The following is a 17,919-nucleotide window of genomic DNA, read 5'->3' as shown; positions in this document are numbered from 1 at the left end:
ACCGGGTGACCCGAATGGCGAGGGGGGCGGGTGTGCTTCCGCGTGGACGCCCTCCCCGGCGGATTACCCGGCGGTGAGCTGGGCACAACGGATGCAGGTCCGCTGCGCGGGGGGCGCGGGCGGGCGAATCGGGCGGTGTGCCCCGTTGCCGCGGGACTCGAGTCGATTTATCGTCCCAGCACGATTCGCGAGCAAGATCACAATATGTGAAGGGGCCGCGGCCATGGTGGTGAAGAAGACCGCCGTACAGCAGCCGGCGACCGGCCGCCCGAGGGGCGTGGCCGCCTCCGGTGCTTCGGCTGCCCCGGGCGGCGAGGCCGAGGGAGCGGGCGGCAGGAAGACCACGCGCGCGCGTGCCGCGTCGGGCGCCGCGCGGACGGCGGGGCCGGCGGGCAGGGCGGGGAAGCGGCCGGCCGGTGACATCGCGGCGGCCGCCGGGCAGAAGTCCGCGGGGAAGAAGTCCGCGGGGAAGAAGTCCGCGGGGAAGAAGTCCGCGGGGAAGAAGTCCGCGGGGAAGAAGCCTGCGGCGGGGAAGACGACGGGGGAGACGGCCGCGAAGGCGGCCGAGGAGACAGCGGGGAAGACGGCCGCGAAGGCGGTCCACGAGATGGCGGGGAAGACGGCCGCGAAGGCGGTCCACGAGACGGCGGGGAAGACGGCCGCGAAGGCGGCCCACGAAACGGCGGGGGAGACTGCCGAGAAGACGGCGGGGAAGACCGCGGAGAAGCCTGCCGCCAAGGCGGCGGTGAAGAAGACCGCTGCGACGAAGACGGCGGCTGCGAAGGCGGCGGTCACGAAGACGGCGGTCACGAAGACGGAAGCGGTCGAGAAGACGGCCGCCAAGAAGTCGGCTCCGAAGAAGGCGGCGGCCAAGAGAGGGGCCACCAAGAAGGCGGCAGTCAAGAAGACGGCCTCCTCGGAAGTGGCCACCAAGAAGGTGGCCACCAAGAAGACGGCCGTCGGTGAGGCGGCCGCCAAGGAGGCGGCCGCCGTCAGCAAGCCGGCCGCCGCGGAGGAGGGCACCGGGAGGCAGCCTCCGGCAGCCGGAGAGGCCGCCGGAACCGCCAGGAGCACCCGGGCGCCGGAGGCGAAGGCCGCCGGCCGGAAGAGGGCCGGTGGGAAGGCGGCGGCCGGGCGGGCGGCCGGTATCGCGGGTCGTGAGGACACGGGCACGGAGGAAGGAGTCGGCGGGGTGACGGCCGGGGAGGCCGGTGTGGTGAAGGCGGCCGCCGGAGACGTCTCGACGGGGGCTGCCGAGAAGAGCACGGCCAAGAAAGCGGGCGCGGCGCGGGCCGCGAAGCAGACGGGAGCCACGACAGTGGTTGCGAAGAAGACTCCTGGCACGGCCACGGCGGACGACTCAGCCGTCCCCAAAGCGCGGGTCGCCGCGGCGGAACCGGGCGAGCTTGCGGTGCGCCCCGGCGAGGACCCCTGGACCCCGGAGGAGGTCGCGGAGGCACGCGCCGAGCTGACCGCCGAGGCCCAGCGGCTCACGGACGAGATCAGCTCCTCCGAGACGTCCCTGGCCGGTCTCATGCGGGACTCCGGGGACGGCGCCGGCGACGACCAGGCCGACACCGGCACCAAGAACATCACGCGCGAGCACGAGATGGCGCTGGCCGCCAACGCGCGCGAGATGCTGCTCCAGACCGGACGCGCCCTGGAACGGCTGGACGCGGGCACGTACGGCCTGTGCGAGAACTGCGGCAACCCCATCGGCAAGGCCCGCATGCAGGCGTTCCCGAGGGCCACTCTGTGCGTGGAGTGCAAGCAGAAGCAGGAACGCCGCTCCTGACCCTCGGGGTCGTGCCGGGCGTGCCGTAGTCTCGTCCTCAGTCAGGCACCTAGGTTGAGGGACTCACGTGGCAGAGGCGGAGCGGATCATCGGTACGCCGGACACCCCGGACGGCGGCGACGAGCCGACGGCGGCGGCCGGAGCGGACGCGCAGGCGGTGGCGGAGCGGACGCGGACCGGGCGCGGGCGCCGGATCGCGGTGCTGTTCGCGGTGGCCGCCGTCGCGTACGCCCTGGACCTGGTCAGCAAGATGCTGGTGGTCGCCAAGCTGGAGCACCATGCGCCGATCCAGGTGATCGGGGACTGGCTGGAGCTGCACGCCATCCGCAACCCGGGCGCGGCCTTCGGCTTCGGCGCGGCCTTCACCGTCATCTTCACGCTGATCGCGGCCGCTGTGATCGGCGTGATCATCCGCCTGGCCCGCAAGCTGTACAGCATGCCCTGGGCGATCGCGCTGGGCCTGCTGCTCGGCGGCGCGCTCGGCAACCTCACCGACCGGATCTTCCGGGCGCCCGGGGTCTTCGAGGGCGAGGTCGTGGACTTCATCGCGCCCAAGGGCTTCGCGGTGTTCAACCTGGCCGACTCCGCGATCGTGTGCGGGGGCATCCTGATCGTGCTGCTGTCCTTCCGCGGCCTGGACCCGGACGGCACGGTCCACAAGGACTGAGGCCGGACCGGGGCGGCACCGGGGCTCCCCGGAGCGGCGGTTGTCCACAGGCTCGTTCGGGTGCCGCCGGACCGTCCGGCATACTCGACGGGTGAGCACGATTCCCGAGATCCGAACCCTGCCCGTGCCCGACGGCCTGGAGGGCGAGCGCGTCGACGCCGCCATCTCGCGCATGTTCGGCTTCTCCCGCACGAAGGCGGCCGAGCTGGCCGCGTCCGGCAAGGTCCAGGTCGACGGCGCGGTGGTCGGCAAGTCGGAGCGGGTGCACGGCGGCGCCTGGCTCGAGGTCGAGATGCCGCAGGCGCCCGCGCCGGTGCAGGTGGTCGCCGAGCCGGTCGAGGGCATGGAGATCGTGCACGACGACGAGGACGTGGTCGTGATCGTGAAGCCCGTGGGCGTCGCCGCCCACCCGTCCCCGGGCTGGACCGGGCCGACGGTCATCGGCGGCCTCGCCGCCGCCGGGTACCGGATCTCGACGTCCGGCGCCGCCGAGCGCCAGGGCATCGTGCACCGTCTGGACGTGGGCACCTCCGGCCTGATGGCCGTCGCCAAGTCCGAGCGGGCCTACACGTCGCTCAAGCGCCAGTTCAAGGAGCGCACGGTCGACAAGCGCTACCACACCCTGGTCCAGGGCCACCCGGACCCGACGAGCGGCACGATCGACGCGCCGATCGGCCGCCACCCGCAGCACGACTACAAGTGGGCGGTCACGGCCGAGGGCAAGCCCTCCGTGACCCACTACGACCTCATCGAGGCCTTCCGCGCCGCCTCCCTGCTCGACGTCAAGCTGGAGACCGGCCGCACCCACCAGATCCGCGTCCACATGGCCGCCCACCGCCACCCCTGCGTCGGCGACCTCACCTACGGTGCCGACCCGACCCTCGCCAAGCGCCTGCACCTGACCCGCCAGTGGCTGCACGCCGTGCGGCTCGGCTTCGAGCACCCGGCGGACGGGCAGTGGGTCGAGTTCGCCAGCGACTACCCGGCGGACCTGCAGAAGGCCCTCGACCAGGTGCGAGAGGAGACCTACGGGTGAGCGTCCCGTACACCGTCCGCGTCGCCGAGGACCCCGCCGACCGCGAGGCGTGCTTCGCGGTCCGCAAGGAGGTCTTCGTCCGCGAGCAGGGCGTCGCCGAGGACATCGAGTACGACGCCTACGACGCCGTGGCCGTGCACGTCCTGGCGGTCGGCGAGGACGGCGTGCCGCTCGGCACCGGGCGCCTGCTGCACGGCGAGGCGGCCGCCGCCAAGACCGGCGGGGACGCCTCCGTGGGGTCCCTGGGGCGGCTCGCCGTGGCCCGTGAGGCACGCGGACTGGGCGTCGGCGTGGCCCTGGTGCGGGCCGTCGAGGAGGCGGCACGCGAGCGCGGGCTGGCGGCCGTGGACCTCCACGCGCAGACGCACGCCCTGGGCTTCTACGAGCGTCTCGGGTACGAGGCGTACGGCCCGGAGTTCCCGGACGCCGGCATTCCGCACCGGGCCATGCGCCGCGACCTGTAGGTATTCCGGCGGCCGGAGGCGAGGAAGGCCAGAACGGCCGGGGCGCGCCCGGCACCGTCGGCCGGCGATCGGCGTGGCAGGCTTGAGGCCTGCCGATATGATCGTCGACCCCCGGAGCGCTCGCCGTGGATCAACTGGCCCTCTTGTTCGTGCTGCTGCTCGGGGCCCTGTTGAGCGTCCCGGTCGGGGAGCGGCTCGGGGTGCCGTCGCCGGTGCTGATGACGCTGCTCGGCGGGGTCCTGGCGATCGCCGACTTCGTGCCCAACGTGAGCATCCCGCCGGACCTGATCCTGCCGGCGCTGCTGCCGCCGCTGCTCTACGCCGCCGTACGCCGCACCTCCTGGCGGCAGTTCGCGGCGAACCTGCGGCCCATCTTCCTGCTGGCCGTCGCCCTGGTGTTCGTCACGATGGTGTGCGTCGCGCTGGTCGCCAACGCGATCGTGCCCGGGCTGCCGATCGCGGCCGCCGTGGCGCTGGGCGCGCTGATCGCCCCGCCGGACCCGGTCGCCGCGACGGCGGTCGCCGGCCAGCTCGGGCTGCCCCGCCGGCTGGTGTCGATCCTGGAGGGCGAGGGGCTCTTCAACGACGTGACCGCCATCGTGCTGTACCACGTGGCGATCGCCGCGGCGGTGACCGGCGCGTTCTCGTGGCCGCGCGCGGGGCTGGACCTGGTGCTGTCGGCCGTGGTCGCGCTCGCCGTCGGGCTGGCCCTGGGCTGGGGCGCGAACCGGCTGATGGACCTGCTCGGGGAGCCCACGCTGCAGATCGGGCTGTCCCTGCTGGTGCCGTACGCCTCCTACGTGCTCGCCGAGGAGCTGCACGGCTCCGGGGTGCTGGCCGTGCTCACCACCGCGCTGTTCCTCGCCGAGTACGCCACCGACGCCGACGACGTGATGACCCGGCTCGCCGGGCACACCTTCTGGGACATCGTCGACACGCTCGTCACCGGGGTCGCCTTCGGCCTGATCGGCCTGGAGCTGCACAACGCGATCCGCACCGCGTCCGGGCGGTGGGGTGAGCTGCTCGGCTGGGCCGCCGCGGTCACGGGCGTGGTGGTGCTCGTACGGCTGCTGTGGCTGCTGCCGGCCACCTGGCTCACACAACGGCTGCACGCCCGCCGGGACTACGACGAGGAGATCCCGGTGAGCTGGCGGGAGACCGTCGTGATGTGGTGGTCCGGCATGCGCGGGGTGGCCTCGGTCGCCCTGGTGCTGGCCATCCCGCTGAAGACCGACGACGGCTCGCCCTTCCCCGACCGCGACGAGATCGTCTTCATCGCCTTCGGGGTGATCATCGCCACCCTGGTGCTGCAGGGGCTGACCCTGCCCTGGCTCGTGAAGCGGCTGGGGGTGCAGGCCGACTCGGAGCGGGAGAAGGAGTTCGAGAAGGAACTGGCCGTGCGGGCCTCCAAGGCCGCCAAACACCGGCTCAAGGAGATCGAGCAGGTCGAGGAGCTGCCGGAGGAGCTGTCCGAGCAGATGCTGCGGCGGGCCTACGACATCGGCATCCGGATCAGCCCGGACATCGGCGAGGAGGAGCGCAGGGATGCCCACCGCCGGCGGGCCGCGCGCCTGAAGCGGGTCCGGCGGATCCAGGGCGAGATGCTCAGCGCGGCGCGCCACGAAGTGCTGGCGGCCCGCAGCGAGCCCGGTGCGGATCCGGAGATCGTGGACCGCGTCCTGCGCCATCTCGACGTACGGAGCATGCGGTGAGCCGCGCCGTGGGCGGCGTGCGCCGCCTTCCCGGCCCCCGCCCGACCTGACGATCGGTCGTACCAGCGCACCGGCGCTGTGGGCGACTCGCCCCGCCCGGCGCCGGGCACGTCACCGCGCGGGTCGTCCAGGTCGGCGGCGGTGCCGAGCGCGGGCGCCGACGGCGGCGGAGGGTCAGCCCCGGCCCGTGCGCGGGAACTCGTAGGCCTTGCGGAGCGCCGCGCGGTCCGGGGAGGGGACGCGGCTCGGCGGCAGGACCGAGTCCGAGGTGTTGACCCGCGGAAGCGCGTAGGGATGCTCCGTGGACAGCCAGGTGATCATCTGCTCGCGGACGGCGACCCGCACCGTCCAGATGTCGTCCGCGTCCTTCGCGGTCACCAGGGCGCGCACCTGGATGGTGTTCGGGGTGGTGTCCGTCACCTGCAGGCCGTAGGCGCGGCCGTCCCAGGCCTGGCACTGGCGCAGGATGTCGCGCAGCTTCTCGCGCATCGCGTCGATCGGCGCGCTGTGGTCGAGGTGCCAGTAGACGATGCCCGTCATCTGCGGGGTGCCCCGCGACCAGTTCTCGAACGGCTTGGAGGTGAAGTACGACACCGGCATGGTGATCCGGCGCTCGTCCCAGGTCCGTACCGTCAGGAAGGTGAGGGTGATCTCGTCGACCGTGCCCCACTCGCCGTCCACCACCACCGTGTCCCCGATGCGCACCATGTCGCCGAAGGCGATCTGCAGGCCGGCGAACATGTTGGACAGCGTCGACTGGGCGGCGACACCGGCGACGATGCCGAGGATGCCGGCGGAGGCCAGCAGCGAGGCGCCGGCCGCGCGCATCGCCGGGAAGGTGAGCAGCATCGATGCGGCGGCCACGACGATGACGATCGCCGAGACCACCCGCATGATCAGCTCCACCTGGGTGCGGACCCGGCGCACCCGGGCGGCGTCCCGGTGGACGCGGGCGTAGCGGCTGTAGCTCGTCTCGACCACGGCGCCGGCGATCCGGATCATCAGCCAGGCCGCGGAGCCGATCAGCACCAGGGTCAGCGCCTGGCCGATGCCGACCTGGTGCCGCTGCAGCGTTTTCGCCTGGTCGTAGGAGCCTCTGAGCAGCGCGGAGCACAGCACGAGCTGGTAGGGGATGCGGCCGCGGCGGAGCAGCCCCCACAGCGGGGTGTCGGAATTGCGGTCGTCGGCCTTGCGCAGCAGTCGGTCGGTGGCCCAGCCGATGGCCAGGGTGAGCAGCACAGTGCTGCCGATCACGATCAGCGGGCGGAGTACGTTCTCCATGCCTCCGCTCCTAACCGGCGGACGGCGGGGATGAACATGTGAGTCCTGCGGGTTTGTGGGTATGCGGCGCCCGTCACCGCCGTGTCCGGCTGGCACCATGGCCCCATGAACATCATGCTCTTTCACTCGGCCTACGGGCTCAGGCCCGCGGTGCGTGAGGCCGCCGACCGGCTGCGTGCGGCCGGTCACGAGGTGTGGACGCCGGACCTCTTCGAGGGCCGCACCTTCGACACGGTGGAGGAGGGCATGGAGTTCGACGAGCGGATCGGCAAGGAGGAGCTGCTGAAGCGGGCCGTGCTGGCGGCGGCGCCGTACTCGGAGCGCGGGCTGGTGTACGCCGGGTTCTCGCGCGGCGCCTCGATCGCGCAGACCCTGGCCCTCGGCGACGAGAAGGCGCGCGGCCTGCTGCTCCTGCACGGCACGTCGGACCTCGCGCCGAACGCGCACGTGGACGAGCTGCCGGTGCAGCTCCACGTGGCCGAGCCGGACCCGTTCGAGACGGACGACTGGCTGAGCGCCTGGTACCTGCAGATGGGCCGGGCCGGGGCGGACGTGGAGGTGTACCGGTACGCCGGGGCCGGCCACCTCTACACCGATTCCGGGCTGCCGGACTACGACCAGGAGGCCGCCGAGGCCACCTGGCGGGTGGCGCTCGGCTTCCTGGAGACCCTGTAGCCGGAGGCCCGGTGGCAGCCTCCGGCCAGGGCGCCGGTCACACGGGGTCGTAGGTCCGCTCGACCTTCTGGGTGCCGCTGCGGGTGCGGTAGGAGCGGACCCAGGCGGAGGTCGCCCGCGGGTCGGTGCGGTCGGACAGGACGTAGTAGTCCATCTGCGCGCGGTCGGCGGTGATGTCCAGCACGCCGTAGCCGTGCCGGTCGGTGTCCACCCAGTGGACGTGCCGGTTGGCGGCCCTGATCACCGGGGAGGCGACCGCGGAGATCGTGCCCTCGGGGGCCTTGACGATGTCGTCGAGGTTGTCGGAGGTGACGGACGTCACGACGAACTCGGTGGCCGCCGACGGTGACAGCGGGTAGGTGCCCGCGTCCACCGGTACGTCGTTGGCCCACGCCATGTGGATGTCACCGGTCAGGAACACCGTGTTGCCGATGGCGTGCGAACGCAGGTGGTCCAGCAGCTCGCGGCGGTCGTCCGTGTAGCCGTCCCACTGGTCGGTGTTGAGGGCGATGCCCTCCTGCGGCAGGCCCAGGAGCTTGGCCAGCGGCTTGAGCAGGTCGGCGGAGAGGGAGCCGATGGCGAACGGCGAGATCATCACCGAGTTGCCGACCAGCCGCCACCTGGTGTCGGACGCCTGCAGGCCGGCCTTCAGCCAGTCCAGCTGGGCGCGGCCGGTGATCGTGCGGTCCGGGTCGTCGACCGAGCCGCTGGCCGTGGACGCCTGCTGGGAGCGGAAGGAGCGCAGGTCGAGCAGGGACAGGTCGGCGAGCTTGCCGAAGCGCAGCCGCCGGTAGGTGGTGCCCGTGATGGCCGGGCGGACCGGCATCCACTCGAAGTAGGCCTGCTTGGCCGCGGCCTGACGCGAGGTCCAGGTGCCCTCGGCGCCCTCGGTGTGGTTGACCGCGCCGCCGGACCAGGCGTTGTCCGCGAACTCGTGGTCGTCCCAGATCGCGATGACCGGGGCCTTCACGTGCAGCGCCTGCAGGTCGGGATCGGTCTTGTACTTGGCGTGCCGGATCCGGTAGTCGGCGAGGGTGAGTATCTCGTTCGCCGGCGCGTGCGGCCGTACGACCGTGCCCCGGGCCGCGTACTCGCCGGACTTGTACTCGTAGATGTAGTCGCCGAGGTGCAGCCAGGCGTCCAGGTCGCCGCGGGCCGCGAGATGGCGGTAGGCGGCGAAGTAGCCCGCCTCCCAGTTGGCGCAGGAGACCACGCCGAAGCGCAGGGAGGACACCGCCGCGTCCGCCGCCGGCGCGGTGCGGGTGCGCGCCGGCGGTGAGTCCGTGCCGCCCGCCGAGAAGCGGAACCAGTAGTCGGTGGCCGGCTCCAGGCCGCGGATGTCGGCCTTCACGGTGTGGTCGGAGGCGGCCGTCGCGGTGGTGGAACCCTTGGCGACGACGGTCGTGAACGCCTTGTCCCTGGCGACGACCCAGCTCACCTCGGTGTCCGGGCCGATCCCCGAGCCCGGTGTCGCCTCCGGAACGGGGGTCACCCGGGTCCACAGCAGGATGCCGTCGGGCAGCGGGTCGCCGGAGGCGACACCGTGCAGGAAGGCGGGGGCGTCCGTGGCGGCGCGGGCCGGCAGCGCGGCGGCCAGCGGGCCGGCCAGGACAGCGGTCGCCGCCGCGGCCTTGACGACCGTACGGCGGCGGGGCGTAAGCGAGTTGAGGCCTTGTGAGCTCTCGAAGGATCTGTATCGACTGGTCACGACCGATCAGGTTACTGATCGGTACGCGCGAGAGCGGGCGAACCGTGGAAAGTTCGCCCGCTCTTCACGCGGCGATCGCCGGACGGTGGGGGATCAGCCCTTCAGGGCCGCGTCCACCACCCGGTCGAAGTCGGCCACCGTCATGGGCGCGTTGCCCTGGGCGTCGGCGGTGAGCTTCTTGCCGTCCATGACGAAGCTCGGGGTTCCGGTCACGCCGTCCTTGTTGGTGTCGAAGGTCTTCGACATGGCCATGGCCCAGGCGTCGTAGGTGCCCTTCTTGACCGCGTTCTGGAACCCGGCGTTGTTCTTCAGCGCGGGCACCGTGTTCGCGACCTTGATCAGGTAGGCGTCGCTCTTGAACGTGTCGGTCGTCTCCTCCGGGTGCCACTTCGCCGAGTACAGCGCGCCCTTGTACTCGAGGAACGCCTCCGGGCTGACGTTGAGCGCGGCGCCCAGCGCGCTCAGCGCGTTCTTGGAGCCCACGCCGTTGTCGTGGTTGTCGATGAACGTGGCGCCGATGAACTGGATCTTGAACTTGCCGTCGTCTATGTCCTTCTTCACCGTCGCACCGACGGTCTGCTCGAACTGGGCGCAGACCGGGCAGCGCGGGTCCTCGTAGACCTTCAGGGTCTTCTTGGCGGTGTCCTTGCCGATGACGACCGTGGTGCCCTTGGTGCCCGTGGTGTTGGCGGGGGTGACCACCTTGGAGGCGTCCTTCAGGCCGTCCCAGTAGCCGGGCTTGTTCATCTGGACGACGGCGTAGCCGATGCCGCCGGCGGCGGCCAGCACGGCCACGACCGAGCCGGCCACGATGGCCTGCCGCTTGGCCCGGTCGCGCTTGGCCTGGCGCTCGCGCTCCTGGCGCAGCCGCTCCCGGGCCGCCGACTTCGACGCCTGGCTGTTCCGCTTGCTCATGTGGGTGATCTCCATGTGGGACGCGCACCGGTCGTACGCGGGATACGTGTGGGGGACTCGTCGTGCTCGGTTGCCCGCGCTCAGGCGGAGGCGTGAGCGGGGCCGAGCGAGCACGGCGGTCCACGCCGTCCCAGGGAGTGCACGAGGAGCCGCTCGCGGGCGGCGGCCGGCCGGGGGCCCGGGCGCGGCAGCCGGGGCGCCGTGGCCGGCCGCGCGGTGACCGCGGCCACCACCAGCAGCAGCGGCCGGAAGGTGACCGCGGCGACCGCGCGCAGCAGCTGGACCAGCGCCCGCTCGCCCCGGCGCAGCCAGGCGGCGGCCAGCAGCCCCACCAGGACGTGCACGGCCAGCAGCAGCCAGGCGGCGGCCGGGCTGGCGTGCGCGAGCAGTGCCCCGGCGCCCCGCCCGGAGTGCCCGGTCACCTGGGCCAGCGGGCCGCCCACGCCGCCCCGGCACAGCACGTCCAGGCCGACGGCGCGCAGCGGACCGGCCACCGGGCCGCCCGCCCTGCCGTAACAGGTGTCCTGGCCGGTGGTGAACACCGTGTCCGCGGCCAGTTCCAGCGGGATCAGCAGCGCCGCGATGCGGCCGAAGCCGCGCTCGCGGCCCGCCAGCGCGTACGCGGCGGCGAACACGCCGGCCGCGACGGCGGCCACGGTCGCGGCCGGCAGCGGGGCCCTGGACAGCAGGACGTGCGACGCGGTGCTGAGCGTCACGGCGACGGCCGTGAACAGCGCCGCGCGCACGGCTCTGAGCTGGGTCCCGGATATGTCCATAGCGGAATCAGAGTGTGTCACGGAGGCGGGTAAGAGACCCCTAAAGGGTGTCTGTGAGTGCGCGACGTTACAGCCCCGGGATCCGTCCGTTGCGGAACAGGTCGAGGAAGATCTGGTGGTCGGCACGCGCGCGTGCGCCGTAGCCGTGCGCGAAGTCCACCAGGAGCGGCGCGAAGCCCTCCTCGTCGGCCGCGAGGGCCGCGTCGATGGCCCGCTCGGTGGAGAACGGCACCAGCGACTCCCCGGAGGTGTCGTCCGCCGCCGCGTGCATCGTGGCCGTGGCCCGGCCGAGGTCGGCGACGACCGACGCGATCTCCTCCGGGTCGTCGATGTCGCCCCAGTCCAGGTCGACGGCGTACGGCGAGACCTCGGCGACCAGCTGCCCGGCACCGTCCAGCTCCGTCCAGCCCAGCCACGGGTCGGCGTGCGCCTGCAGGGCGCGCTGCGAGATCACCGTGCGGTGGCCCTCGTGCCGGAAGTACCCCGCGATCGCCGGGTCCGTGATGTGCCCGGAGACGGCCGGGGTCTGCGCCTGCTTGATGTAGATCACCACGTCGTTCTCGAGGGCGTCGCTGTGGCCCTCCAGCAGGATGTTGTACGACGGCAGGCCCGCCGAGCCGATGCCGATGCCCCGGCGGCCGACGACGTCCTTCACCCGGTAGGAGTCCGGGCGGGCCAGCGAGGAGTCCGGCAGCGTCTCCAGGTAGCCGTCGAAGGCGGCCAGCACCTTGTAGCGGGTGGCGGCGTCCAGCTCGATGGAGCCGCCGCCCGGCGCGAAGCGGCGCTCGAAGTCGCGGATCTCGGTCATCGAGTCCAGCAGCCCGAACCGGGTCAGCGAGCGCGCGACACGCAGCGCGTCCAGCAGCGGACCCTGCGCGGTGTCCAGCGTGAACGGCGGCACCTCGTCGCTCTTCGCGCCCGTGGCCAGCGCGTGGACGCGCTCGCGGTACGCGCCCGCGTAGATCGTCACCAGCTCGGTGATCTGGTCGTCGCTGAGCGCCTTCGCGTACCCGATGAGCGCGATGGAGGCCGAGAAGCGCTTCAGGTCCCAGGTGAAGGGGCCGACGTACGCCTCGTCGAAGTCGTTGACGTTGAAGACCAGGCGGCCGTTGGAGTCCATGTAGGTGCCGAAGTTCTCCGCGTGCAGATCGCCGTGGATCCACACGCGCGAGGTGCGGTCGTCCAGGTACGGGCCGCCGCGCTTCTCCGTGTCGAGGTCGTGGTAGAAGAGGCACGCCGTGCCCCGGTAGAAGGCGAAGGCCGAGGCCGCCATCTTCCGGAACTTCACCCGGAACGCGGCCGGGTCGGCGGCCAGGAGCCGGCCGAAGGCGGTGTCGAAGACGGCGAGGATCTCCTCGCCGCGCTGCTCGTCGCTGAGCTGGGTGACCGACATCGCGGGGTGCCTCCTGGTGCAGTGTCCGTACGACAGCGATTCTGCCGTCCTCAACGCATGAAGGTACGTGGGAGTGCCCGCCCCGTGTCAGTGCCGAGGCATAGACTTCGACGCTGACCCCGGAACCGTCCGCCACCCCGTCGCCGAGTGTTTCCCCTGGAGGCCACACCGTGTCGAAGCCGCCGTTCACGCACCTGCACGTCCACACCCAGTACTCGCTGCTGGACGGTGCCGCGCGGCTCAAGGACATGTTCAACGCCTGCAACGAGATGGGCATGACGCACATCGCCATGTCCGACCACGGCAACCTCCACGGGGCGTACGACTTCTTCCACTCCGCGAAGAAGGCCGGGATCACCCCGATCATCGGGATCGAGGCGTACGTCGCCCCCGAGTCCCGGCGCAACAAGCGCAAGATCCAGTGGGGCCAGCCGCACCAGAAGCGCGACGACGTCTCCGGCTCCGGCGGTTACACCCACAAGACGATGTGGGCGGTGAACCGGACCGGCCTGCACAACCTCTTCCGGCTCTCCTCCGACGCCTACGCCGAGGGCTGGCTGCAGAAGTGGCCCCGGATGGACAAGGAGACCATCGCCCAGTGGTCCGAGGGCATCGTGGCCTCCACCGGCTGCCCCTCCGGCGAGGTGCAGACCCGCCTGCGCCTCGGGCACTTCGACGAGGCACTGAAGGCCGCCGCCGACTACCAGGACATCTTCGGCAAGGACCGGTACTTCCTGGAGCTGATGGACCACGGCATCGACATCGAGCACCGGGTCCGCGACGGCCTGCTGGAGATCGGCAAGAAGCTCGGCATCCCGCCGCTGGTCACCAACGACTCGCACTACACGTACGCGCACGAGGCCGGCGCCCACGACGCCCTGCTGTGCATCCAGACCGGCAAGAACCTCTCCGACCCCGACCGCTTCAAGTTCGACGGCACCGGCTACTACCTGAAGTCCACCGACGAGATGTACGCCATCGACTCCTCGGACGCCTGGCAGGAGGGCTGCGCCAACACGCTGCTCGTCGCCGAGATGGTCGACACCACCGGCATGTTCGAGAAGCGCGACCTCATGCCCAAGTTCGACATCCCCGAGGGCTACACCGAGGTCACCTGGTTCAAGGAGGAGGTCCGCCGCGGCATGGAGCGCCGCTTCCCCGGCGGCATCCCCGAGGACCGGCAGAAGCAGGTCGAGTACGAGATGGACGTCATCATCCAGATGGGGTTCCCGGGCTACTTCCTCGTGGTCGCCGACTTCATCATGTGGGCCAAGAACAACGGCATCGCGGTCGGCCCCGGCCGAGGCTCCGCCGCCGGCTCGATCGTCGCCTACGCGCTCGGCATCACCGACCTCGACCCCATCCCGCACGGCCTGATCTTCGAGCGGTTCCTCAACCCCGAGCGCATCTCGATGCCCGACGTCGACATCGACTTCGACGAGCGCCGGCGCGTCGAGGTGATCCGGTACGTGACCGAGAAGTACGGCGCCGACAAGGTCGCCATGATCGGCACCTACGGCACCATCAAGGCCAAGAACGCGATCAAGGACTCCGCGCGCGTGCTGGGCTACCCGTACGCGATGGGCGACCGCATCACCAAGGCCATGCCCGCCGACGTCCTCGGCAAGGGCATCCCGCTGTCCGGCATCACCGACCCCGAGCACCCCCGCTACTCGGAGGCCGGCGAGGTCCGCTCGATGTACGAGAACGAGCCGGACGTGAAGAAGGTCATCGACACCGCGCGCGGCGTGGAGGGCCTGGTCCGGCAGATGGGTGTGCACGCGGCCGGCGTGATCATGTCCAGCGAGACCATCACCGAGCACGTCCCGGTCTGGGTCAGGCACACCGACGGTGTGACCATCACCCAGTGGGACTACCCGAGCTGCGAGTCGCTCGGCCTGCTGAAGATGGACTTCCTGGGCCTGCGCAACCTCACGATCATGGACGACGCCGTCAAGATGGTGAAGGCCAACAAGGGGATCGACATCGATCTCCTCGGCCTCCCGCTCGACGACCCCACGACCTTCGAGCTGCTCCAGCGCGGCGACACCCTCGGCGTCTTCCAGTTCGACGGCGGCCCCATGCGCTCGCTGCTGCGGCTGATGAAGCCGGACAACTTCGAGGACATCTCCGCCGTGTCGGCCCTGTACCGGCCGGGCCCGATGGGCATGAACTCCCACACGAACTACGCGCTGCGCAAGAACAAGCAGCAGGAGATCACCCCGATCCACAAGGAGCTGGAGGAGCCCCTCCAGGAGGTCCTGGCCGTCACCTACGGCCTGATCGTCTACCAGGAGCAGGTGCAGAAGGCCGCCCAGATCATCGCGGGCTACTCGCTCGGCGAGGCCGACATCCTGCGCCGCGTGATGGGCAAGAAGAAGCCCGACGAGCTGGCCAAGAACTTCACCATCTTCCAGGCCGGCGCCCGCAAGAACGGCTACAGCGACGAGGCCATCCAGGCCCTGTGGGACGTGCTGGTCCCGTTCGCCGGCTACGCGTTCAACAAGGCGCACTCCGCCGCCTACGGCCTGGTCTCGTACTGGACCGCCTACCTGAAGGCGAACTACCCCGCCGAGTACATGGCCGCCCTGCTGACCTCGGTCAAGGACGACAAGGACAAGTCGGCGATCTACCTCAACGAGTGCCGCCGCATGGGCATCAAGGTGCTCCCGCCCAACGTCAACGAGTCCGAGTCGAACTTCGCCGCCCAGGGCGACGACGTGATCCTCTTCGGCCTCTCCGCCGTCCGCAACGTCGGCACCAACGTCGTCGAGTCGATCATCAAGTGCCGCAAGGCCAAGGGGAAGTACGCGTCCTTCCCCGACTACCTCGACAAGGTCGACGCCGTGGTCTGCAACAAGCGCACCACGGAGTCGCTGATCAAGGCCGGCGCCTTCGACACCATGGGCCACACCCGCAAGGGGCTCACGGCGCAGTACGAGCCGATGATCGACAACGTGGTCGCGGTCAAGCGCAAGGAGGCCGAGGGCCAGTTCGACCTCTTCGGCGGCATGGGCGAGGAGACCGGCAGCGAGCCCGGCTTCGGCCTCGACGTGCAGTTCGCCGAGGACGAGTGGGACAAGACCTACCTGCTCGCCCAGGAGCGGGAGATGCTCGGCCTGTACGTCTCCGACCACCCCCTCTTCGGCCTGGAGCACGTGCTGTCCGACAAGGCCGACGCGGGCATCTCCCAGCTCACCGGCGGCGAGCACGCCGACGGCGCGGTCGTCACCATCGGCGGCATCATCTCGGGCCTGCAGCGCAAGATGACCAAGCAGGGCAACGCCTGGGCCATCGCCACCGTCGAGGACCTGGCCGGCTCCATCGAGTGCATGTTCTTCCCGGCCACCTACCAGCTGGTGTCGACCCAACTCGTCGAGGACGCCGTGGTGTTCGTCAAGGGACGCCTCGACAAGCGGGAGGACGTCCCCCGGCTCGTCGCCATGGAGCTGATGGTCCCGGACCTGTCCAACGCGGGCACGAACGCGCCCGTGGTCCTGACCATCCCGGCCACCAGGGTCACCCCGCCGATGGTCAGCCGGCTCGGCGAGATCCTCAGCCACCACAGGGGCGACAGCGAGGTCCGGATCAAGCTCCAGGGCCCGCGCAAGACCACCGTGCTGCGCCTGGACCGGCACCGGGTCAAGCCCGACCCGGCGCTCTTCGGCGACCTCAAGGTGCTGCTCGGCCCGTCCTGCCTGGCCGGCTGAGCCGAGACACCACGAAGGGGCGCACCCGCGGCGGGTGCGCCCCTCCGGTCTGCCCGGGCTGCAACTGCCCTTGGGTCGTGGCCGACCTTTAGTTGTGGCCGAAACTCTTCTGCTTCTTACGGGATATCTCCGAAGGGCTGCCCGCGACGCCCGCCATGGAGGACTCGGGTTCCTCCGCGGCCGGACGCTGTGCGCGCTCCGGTGCGTGCTCGCTCTGCGGAGCGCGGTTCTGCGGGCCGGCCTGCTTGCGGTTCTTGTTCTTGGCCATGGTGATCTGCCTCCTGTGGGGGATCTAGGGGCCAGGGCCGGGACCAGATTCACATACGCTGACATCAATCGCATGTCGGATAATTACCGTGTGTGACAGGGTTGGTGGGCGGGCGGGCGCCGCATACGCCACGCCGAAGATCGAGTTCGGGCCGTTAACCCCCGCGCCGTCGGGCAGACTCGAAGGAAGTCCGAAGCAAAACCTCCCGGGAAGAGGGTGAGTCGCGTGGACCGCTGCATCGTCCTGGTGGACGCCGGGTATCTGCTGGGTGCCGCCGCCAGCCTCCTCGCCGGTGAGCCCTCGCGATCCCGGATCACCGTCGACCACGCGGCGCTGATCCAGGCCCTGCGCGAGCGCGCCGAGTCGGAGACCGGGCACCCGCTGCTGCGCATCTACTGGTTCGACGGCGCCCCTGACCGCGTCCCCCAGCCGGAGCACCGCCGGCTGCGCGTGATGCCCCGGGTCACCGTCCGCCTCGGCGCCCTCACCCGCACCGACGGCCGCTGGGCGCAGAAGGGCGTCGACGCCGCCATGCACGCCGAGCTGACCGAGCTCGCCCGCAACCGCGCCTGCTCGGACATCGTCCTGGTCACCGGCGACGGGGACCTGCTGCCCGGCATGATGGCCGCCAAGGAGCACGGCGTCGCCGTCCACCTCTGGGCCGTCCAGGCGGCCGACGGCGACTACAACCAGTCCGAGGACCTGGTCGCCGAGGCCGACGAGCGGCGCGTCCTGGACCGGGCCTGGATCACCCAGGCGGTCCGGGCCAAGGAACTGACCGGCGTCTGCGCGCCGCCGCCCGCGCCCCGCCCCGAGATCGCCGCGATCCTGTCGGCACCGCTGCCCGACTCCGCGCTCTCCGCGGCCGCCGAGCACCCCGCCGAGGAGCGCCCCCGCCCGCCGGCCGCCGCGGCGACGGAGAACGGCGCCCAGGAGCGGTTGCCCGCGTCCAAGGGCGTGCCGACCCCGAAGGACCTCGCCGCCCTGCGCGCACCCGGCGCACAGGCCGTGCAGCATCCGGCGACCGCCACCCTGAGGTGGTCCTCGGACAAGGGCTGGGTGGACCGGCCGGGAACGGCCGCCGAACCGCCCGAGGCCGCCTCCATGCCGACGCTCGCCCAGCTGACCACCGCCGAGCAGCGGTGGGCCGACCGGGAGGAGGACATCACCACGGTCGGCGGCGACCCGTACGAGGTCGGGCAGGTGTTCGCCCGGCGGTGGATCTCCCGGCTCGGCGACCAGAGCCACGTGCAGCGGCTGTCCACGATGTACCCGCGCATCCCGCACCGCATCGACGGCGAGCTGCTGCGCTACGCCGCCCGGTTCGGGCTGCTCGCCCACAAGGACGATCAGATCGACGAGCACGACCGCTACGCCATCCGGGCGGGGTTCTGGCGCGAGATCGACGTGCCGGCGGCGGCCGAGCACGCGGGCGCCGGGGACTGACCGGACGACGCCGGGCGGGCGCCGCCGAGGGGGCGGTCCCGTGGAGCCGCCCCAAAGGCGAGTAAAGGGCGCG

The 17,919-nt window shown here is 71.4% G+C and carries 14 protein-coding genes; 8 read left to right on the top strand and 6 right to left on the bottom strand.

Going from position 1 to position 17,919, the window contains the following annotated elements; all coding sequences use genetic code 11:
• Window positions 1-223 precede the first annotated feature (223 nt).
• From AQJ66_RS37140 to AQJ66_RS10870, 5 genes are all read left to right on the top strand, one after another.
• A complete protein-coding gene (locus AQJ66_RS37140; RefSeq protein ID WP_079060175.1) occupies window positions 224-1,795 on the top strand; it encodes a TraR/DksA C4-type zinc finger protein in 1,572 nt (523 codons plus the stop codon).
• A gap of 67 nt (window positions 1,796-1,862) precedes the next feature.
• Window positions 1,863-2,462, top strand: a complete 600-nt coding sequence (lspA, locus tag AQJ66_RS10885) for a signal peptidase II (RefSeq protein WP_061919657.1) — start codon at window positions 1,863-1,865, stop codon at window positions 2,460-2,462.
• A 91-nt stretch (window positions 2,463-2,553) separates the two neighbouring features.
• Complete coding sequence (locus tag AQJ66_RS10880; protein ID WP_061919655.1) at window positions 2,554-3,498, top strand: RluA family pseudouridine synthase; 945 nt, start codon at window positions 2,554-2,556, stop codon at window positions 3,496-3,498.
• Window positions 3,495-3,962, top strand: a complete 468-nt coding sequence (locus AQJ66_RS10875; protein WP_061919653.1) for a GNAT family N-acetyltransferase — start codon at window positions 3,495-3,497, stop codon at window positions 3,960-3,962. Before AQJ66_RS10880 ends, AQJ66_RS10875 begins: the two co-directional genes overlap by 4 nt.
• 125 nt (window positions 3,963-4,087) lie before the next feature.
• On the top strand, window positions 4,088-5,674 hold the full coding sequence (locus tag AQJ66_RS10870; RefSeq protein ID WP_061919651.1) for a Na+/H+ antiporter: 1,587 nt from the start codon (window positions 4,088-4,090) through the stop codon (window positions 5,672-5,674).
• 174 nt (window positions 5,675-5,848) lie between these two features.
• Here AQJ66_RS10870 and AQJ66_RS10865 read toward each other — a convergent pair whose 3' ends face one another.
• A complete protein-coding gene (locus tag AQJ66_RS10865) occupies window positions 5,849-6,955 on the bottom strand; it encodes a mechanosensitive ion channel family protein (protein WP_061919649.1) in 1,107 nt (368 codons plus the stop codon).
• A 105-nt stretch (window positions 6,956-7,060) separates the two neighbouring features.
• On the opposite strand from AQJ66_RS10865, the gene AQJ66_RS10860 reads away from it, so the two are divergent.
• Entirely contained in the window at window positions 7,061-7,630 is a 570-nt protein-coding gene (locus AQJ66_RS10860; protein ID WP_061919647.1) for a dienelactone hydrolase family protein, read from the top strand.
• A gap of 37 nt (window positions 7,631-7,667) precedes the next feature.
• Here the strand turns inward: AQJ66_RS10860 and AQJ66_RS10855 are convergent, their stop codons facing one another.
• From AQJ66_RS10855 to AQJ66_RS10840, 4 genes are all read right to left on the bottom strand, one after another.
• Window positions 7,668-9,338, bottom strand: coding sequence for an alkaline phosphatase D family protein (locus tag AQJ66_RS10855; protein ID WP_061919645.1), 1,671 nt, complete (start codon window positions 9,336-9,338; stop codon window positions 7,668-7,670).
• Between the two features lie 93 nt (window positions 9,339-9,431).
• A complete protein-coding gene (locus AQJ66_RS10850; protein WP_061920187.1) occupies window positions 9,432-10,253 on the bottom strand; it encodes a thioredoxin domain-containing protein in 822 nt (273 codons plus the stop codon).
• Between the two features lie 80 nt (window positions 10,254-10,333).
• The gene (locus AQJ66_RS10845) at window positions 10,334-11,029 is read right to left on the bottom strand and encodes a hypothetical protein (RefSeq protein ID WP_061919643.1); all 696 of its coding nucleotides are present in this window, start codon (window positions 11,027-11,029) and stop codon (window positions 10,334-10,336) included.
• Between the two features lie 67 nt (window positions 11,030-11,096).
• Window positions 11,097-12,422 (bottom strand): DUF2252 domain-containing protein, encoded by a 1,326-nt coding sequence (locus AQJ66_RS10840; RefSeq protein ID WP_061919641.1) that lies wholly within the window; start codon window positions 12,420-12,422, stop codon window positions 11,097-11,099.
• 170 nt (window positions 12,423-12,592) lie between these two features.
• Here AQJ66_RS10840 and dnaE point away from each other — a divergent pair, with 170 nt between their 5' ends.
• Entirely contained in the window at window positions 12,593-16,132 is a 3,540-nt protein-coding gene (gene dnaE, locus AQJ66_RS10835; protein ID WP_061919639.1) for a DNA polymerase III subunit alpha, read from the top strand.
• 88 nt (window positions 16,133-16,220) lie between these two features.
• Here the strand turns inward: dnaE and AQJ66_RS10830 are convergent, their stop codons facing one another.
• On the bottom strand, window positions 16,221-16,400 hold the full coding sequence (locus tag AQJ66_RS10830; RefSeq protein WP_061919637.1) for a hypothetical protein: 180 nt from the start codon (window positions 16,398-16,400) through the stop codon (window positions 16,221-16,223).
• Window positions 16,401-16,625: 225 nt separating this feature from the next.
• On the opposite strand from AQJ66_RS10830, the gene AQJ66_RS10825 reads away from it, so the two are divergent.
• A complete protein-coding gene (locus AQJ66_RS10825; protein ID WP_061919635.1) occupies window positions 16,626-17,846 on the top strand; it encodes an NYN domain-containing protein in 1,221 nt (406 codons plus the stop codon).
• The last annotated feature ends 73 nt before the right edge of the window (window positions 17,847-17,919 follow it).

Source organism: Streptomyces bungoensis, from assembly GCF_001514215.1.
Classification (GTDB): Bacteria; Actinomycetota; Actinomycetes; order Streptomycetales; family Streptomycetaceae; genus Streptomyces; species Streptomyces bungoensis.
This window is presented reverse-complemented; position numbering and strand designations above follow the sequence as displayed.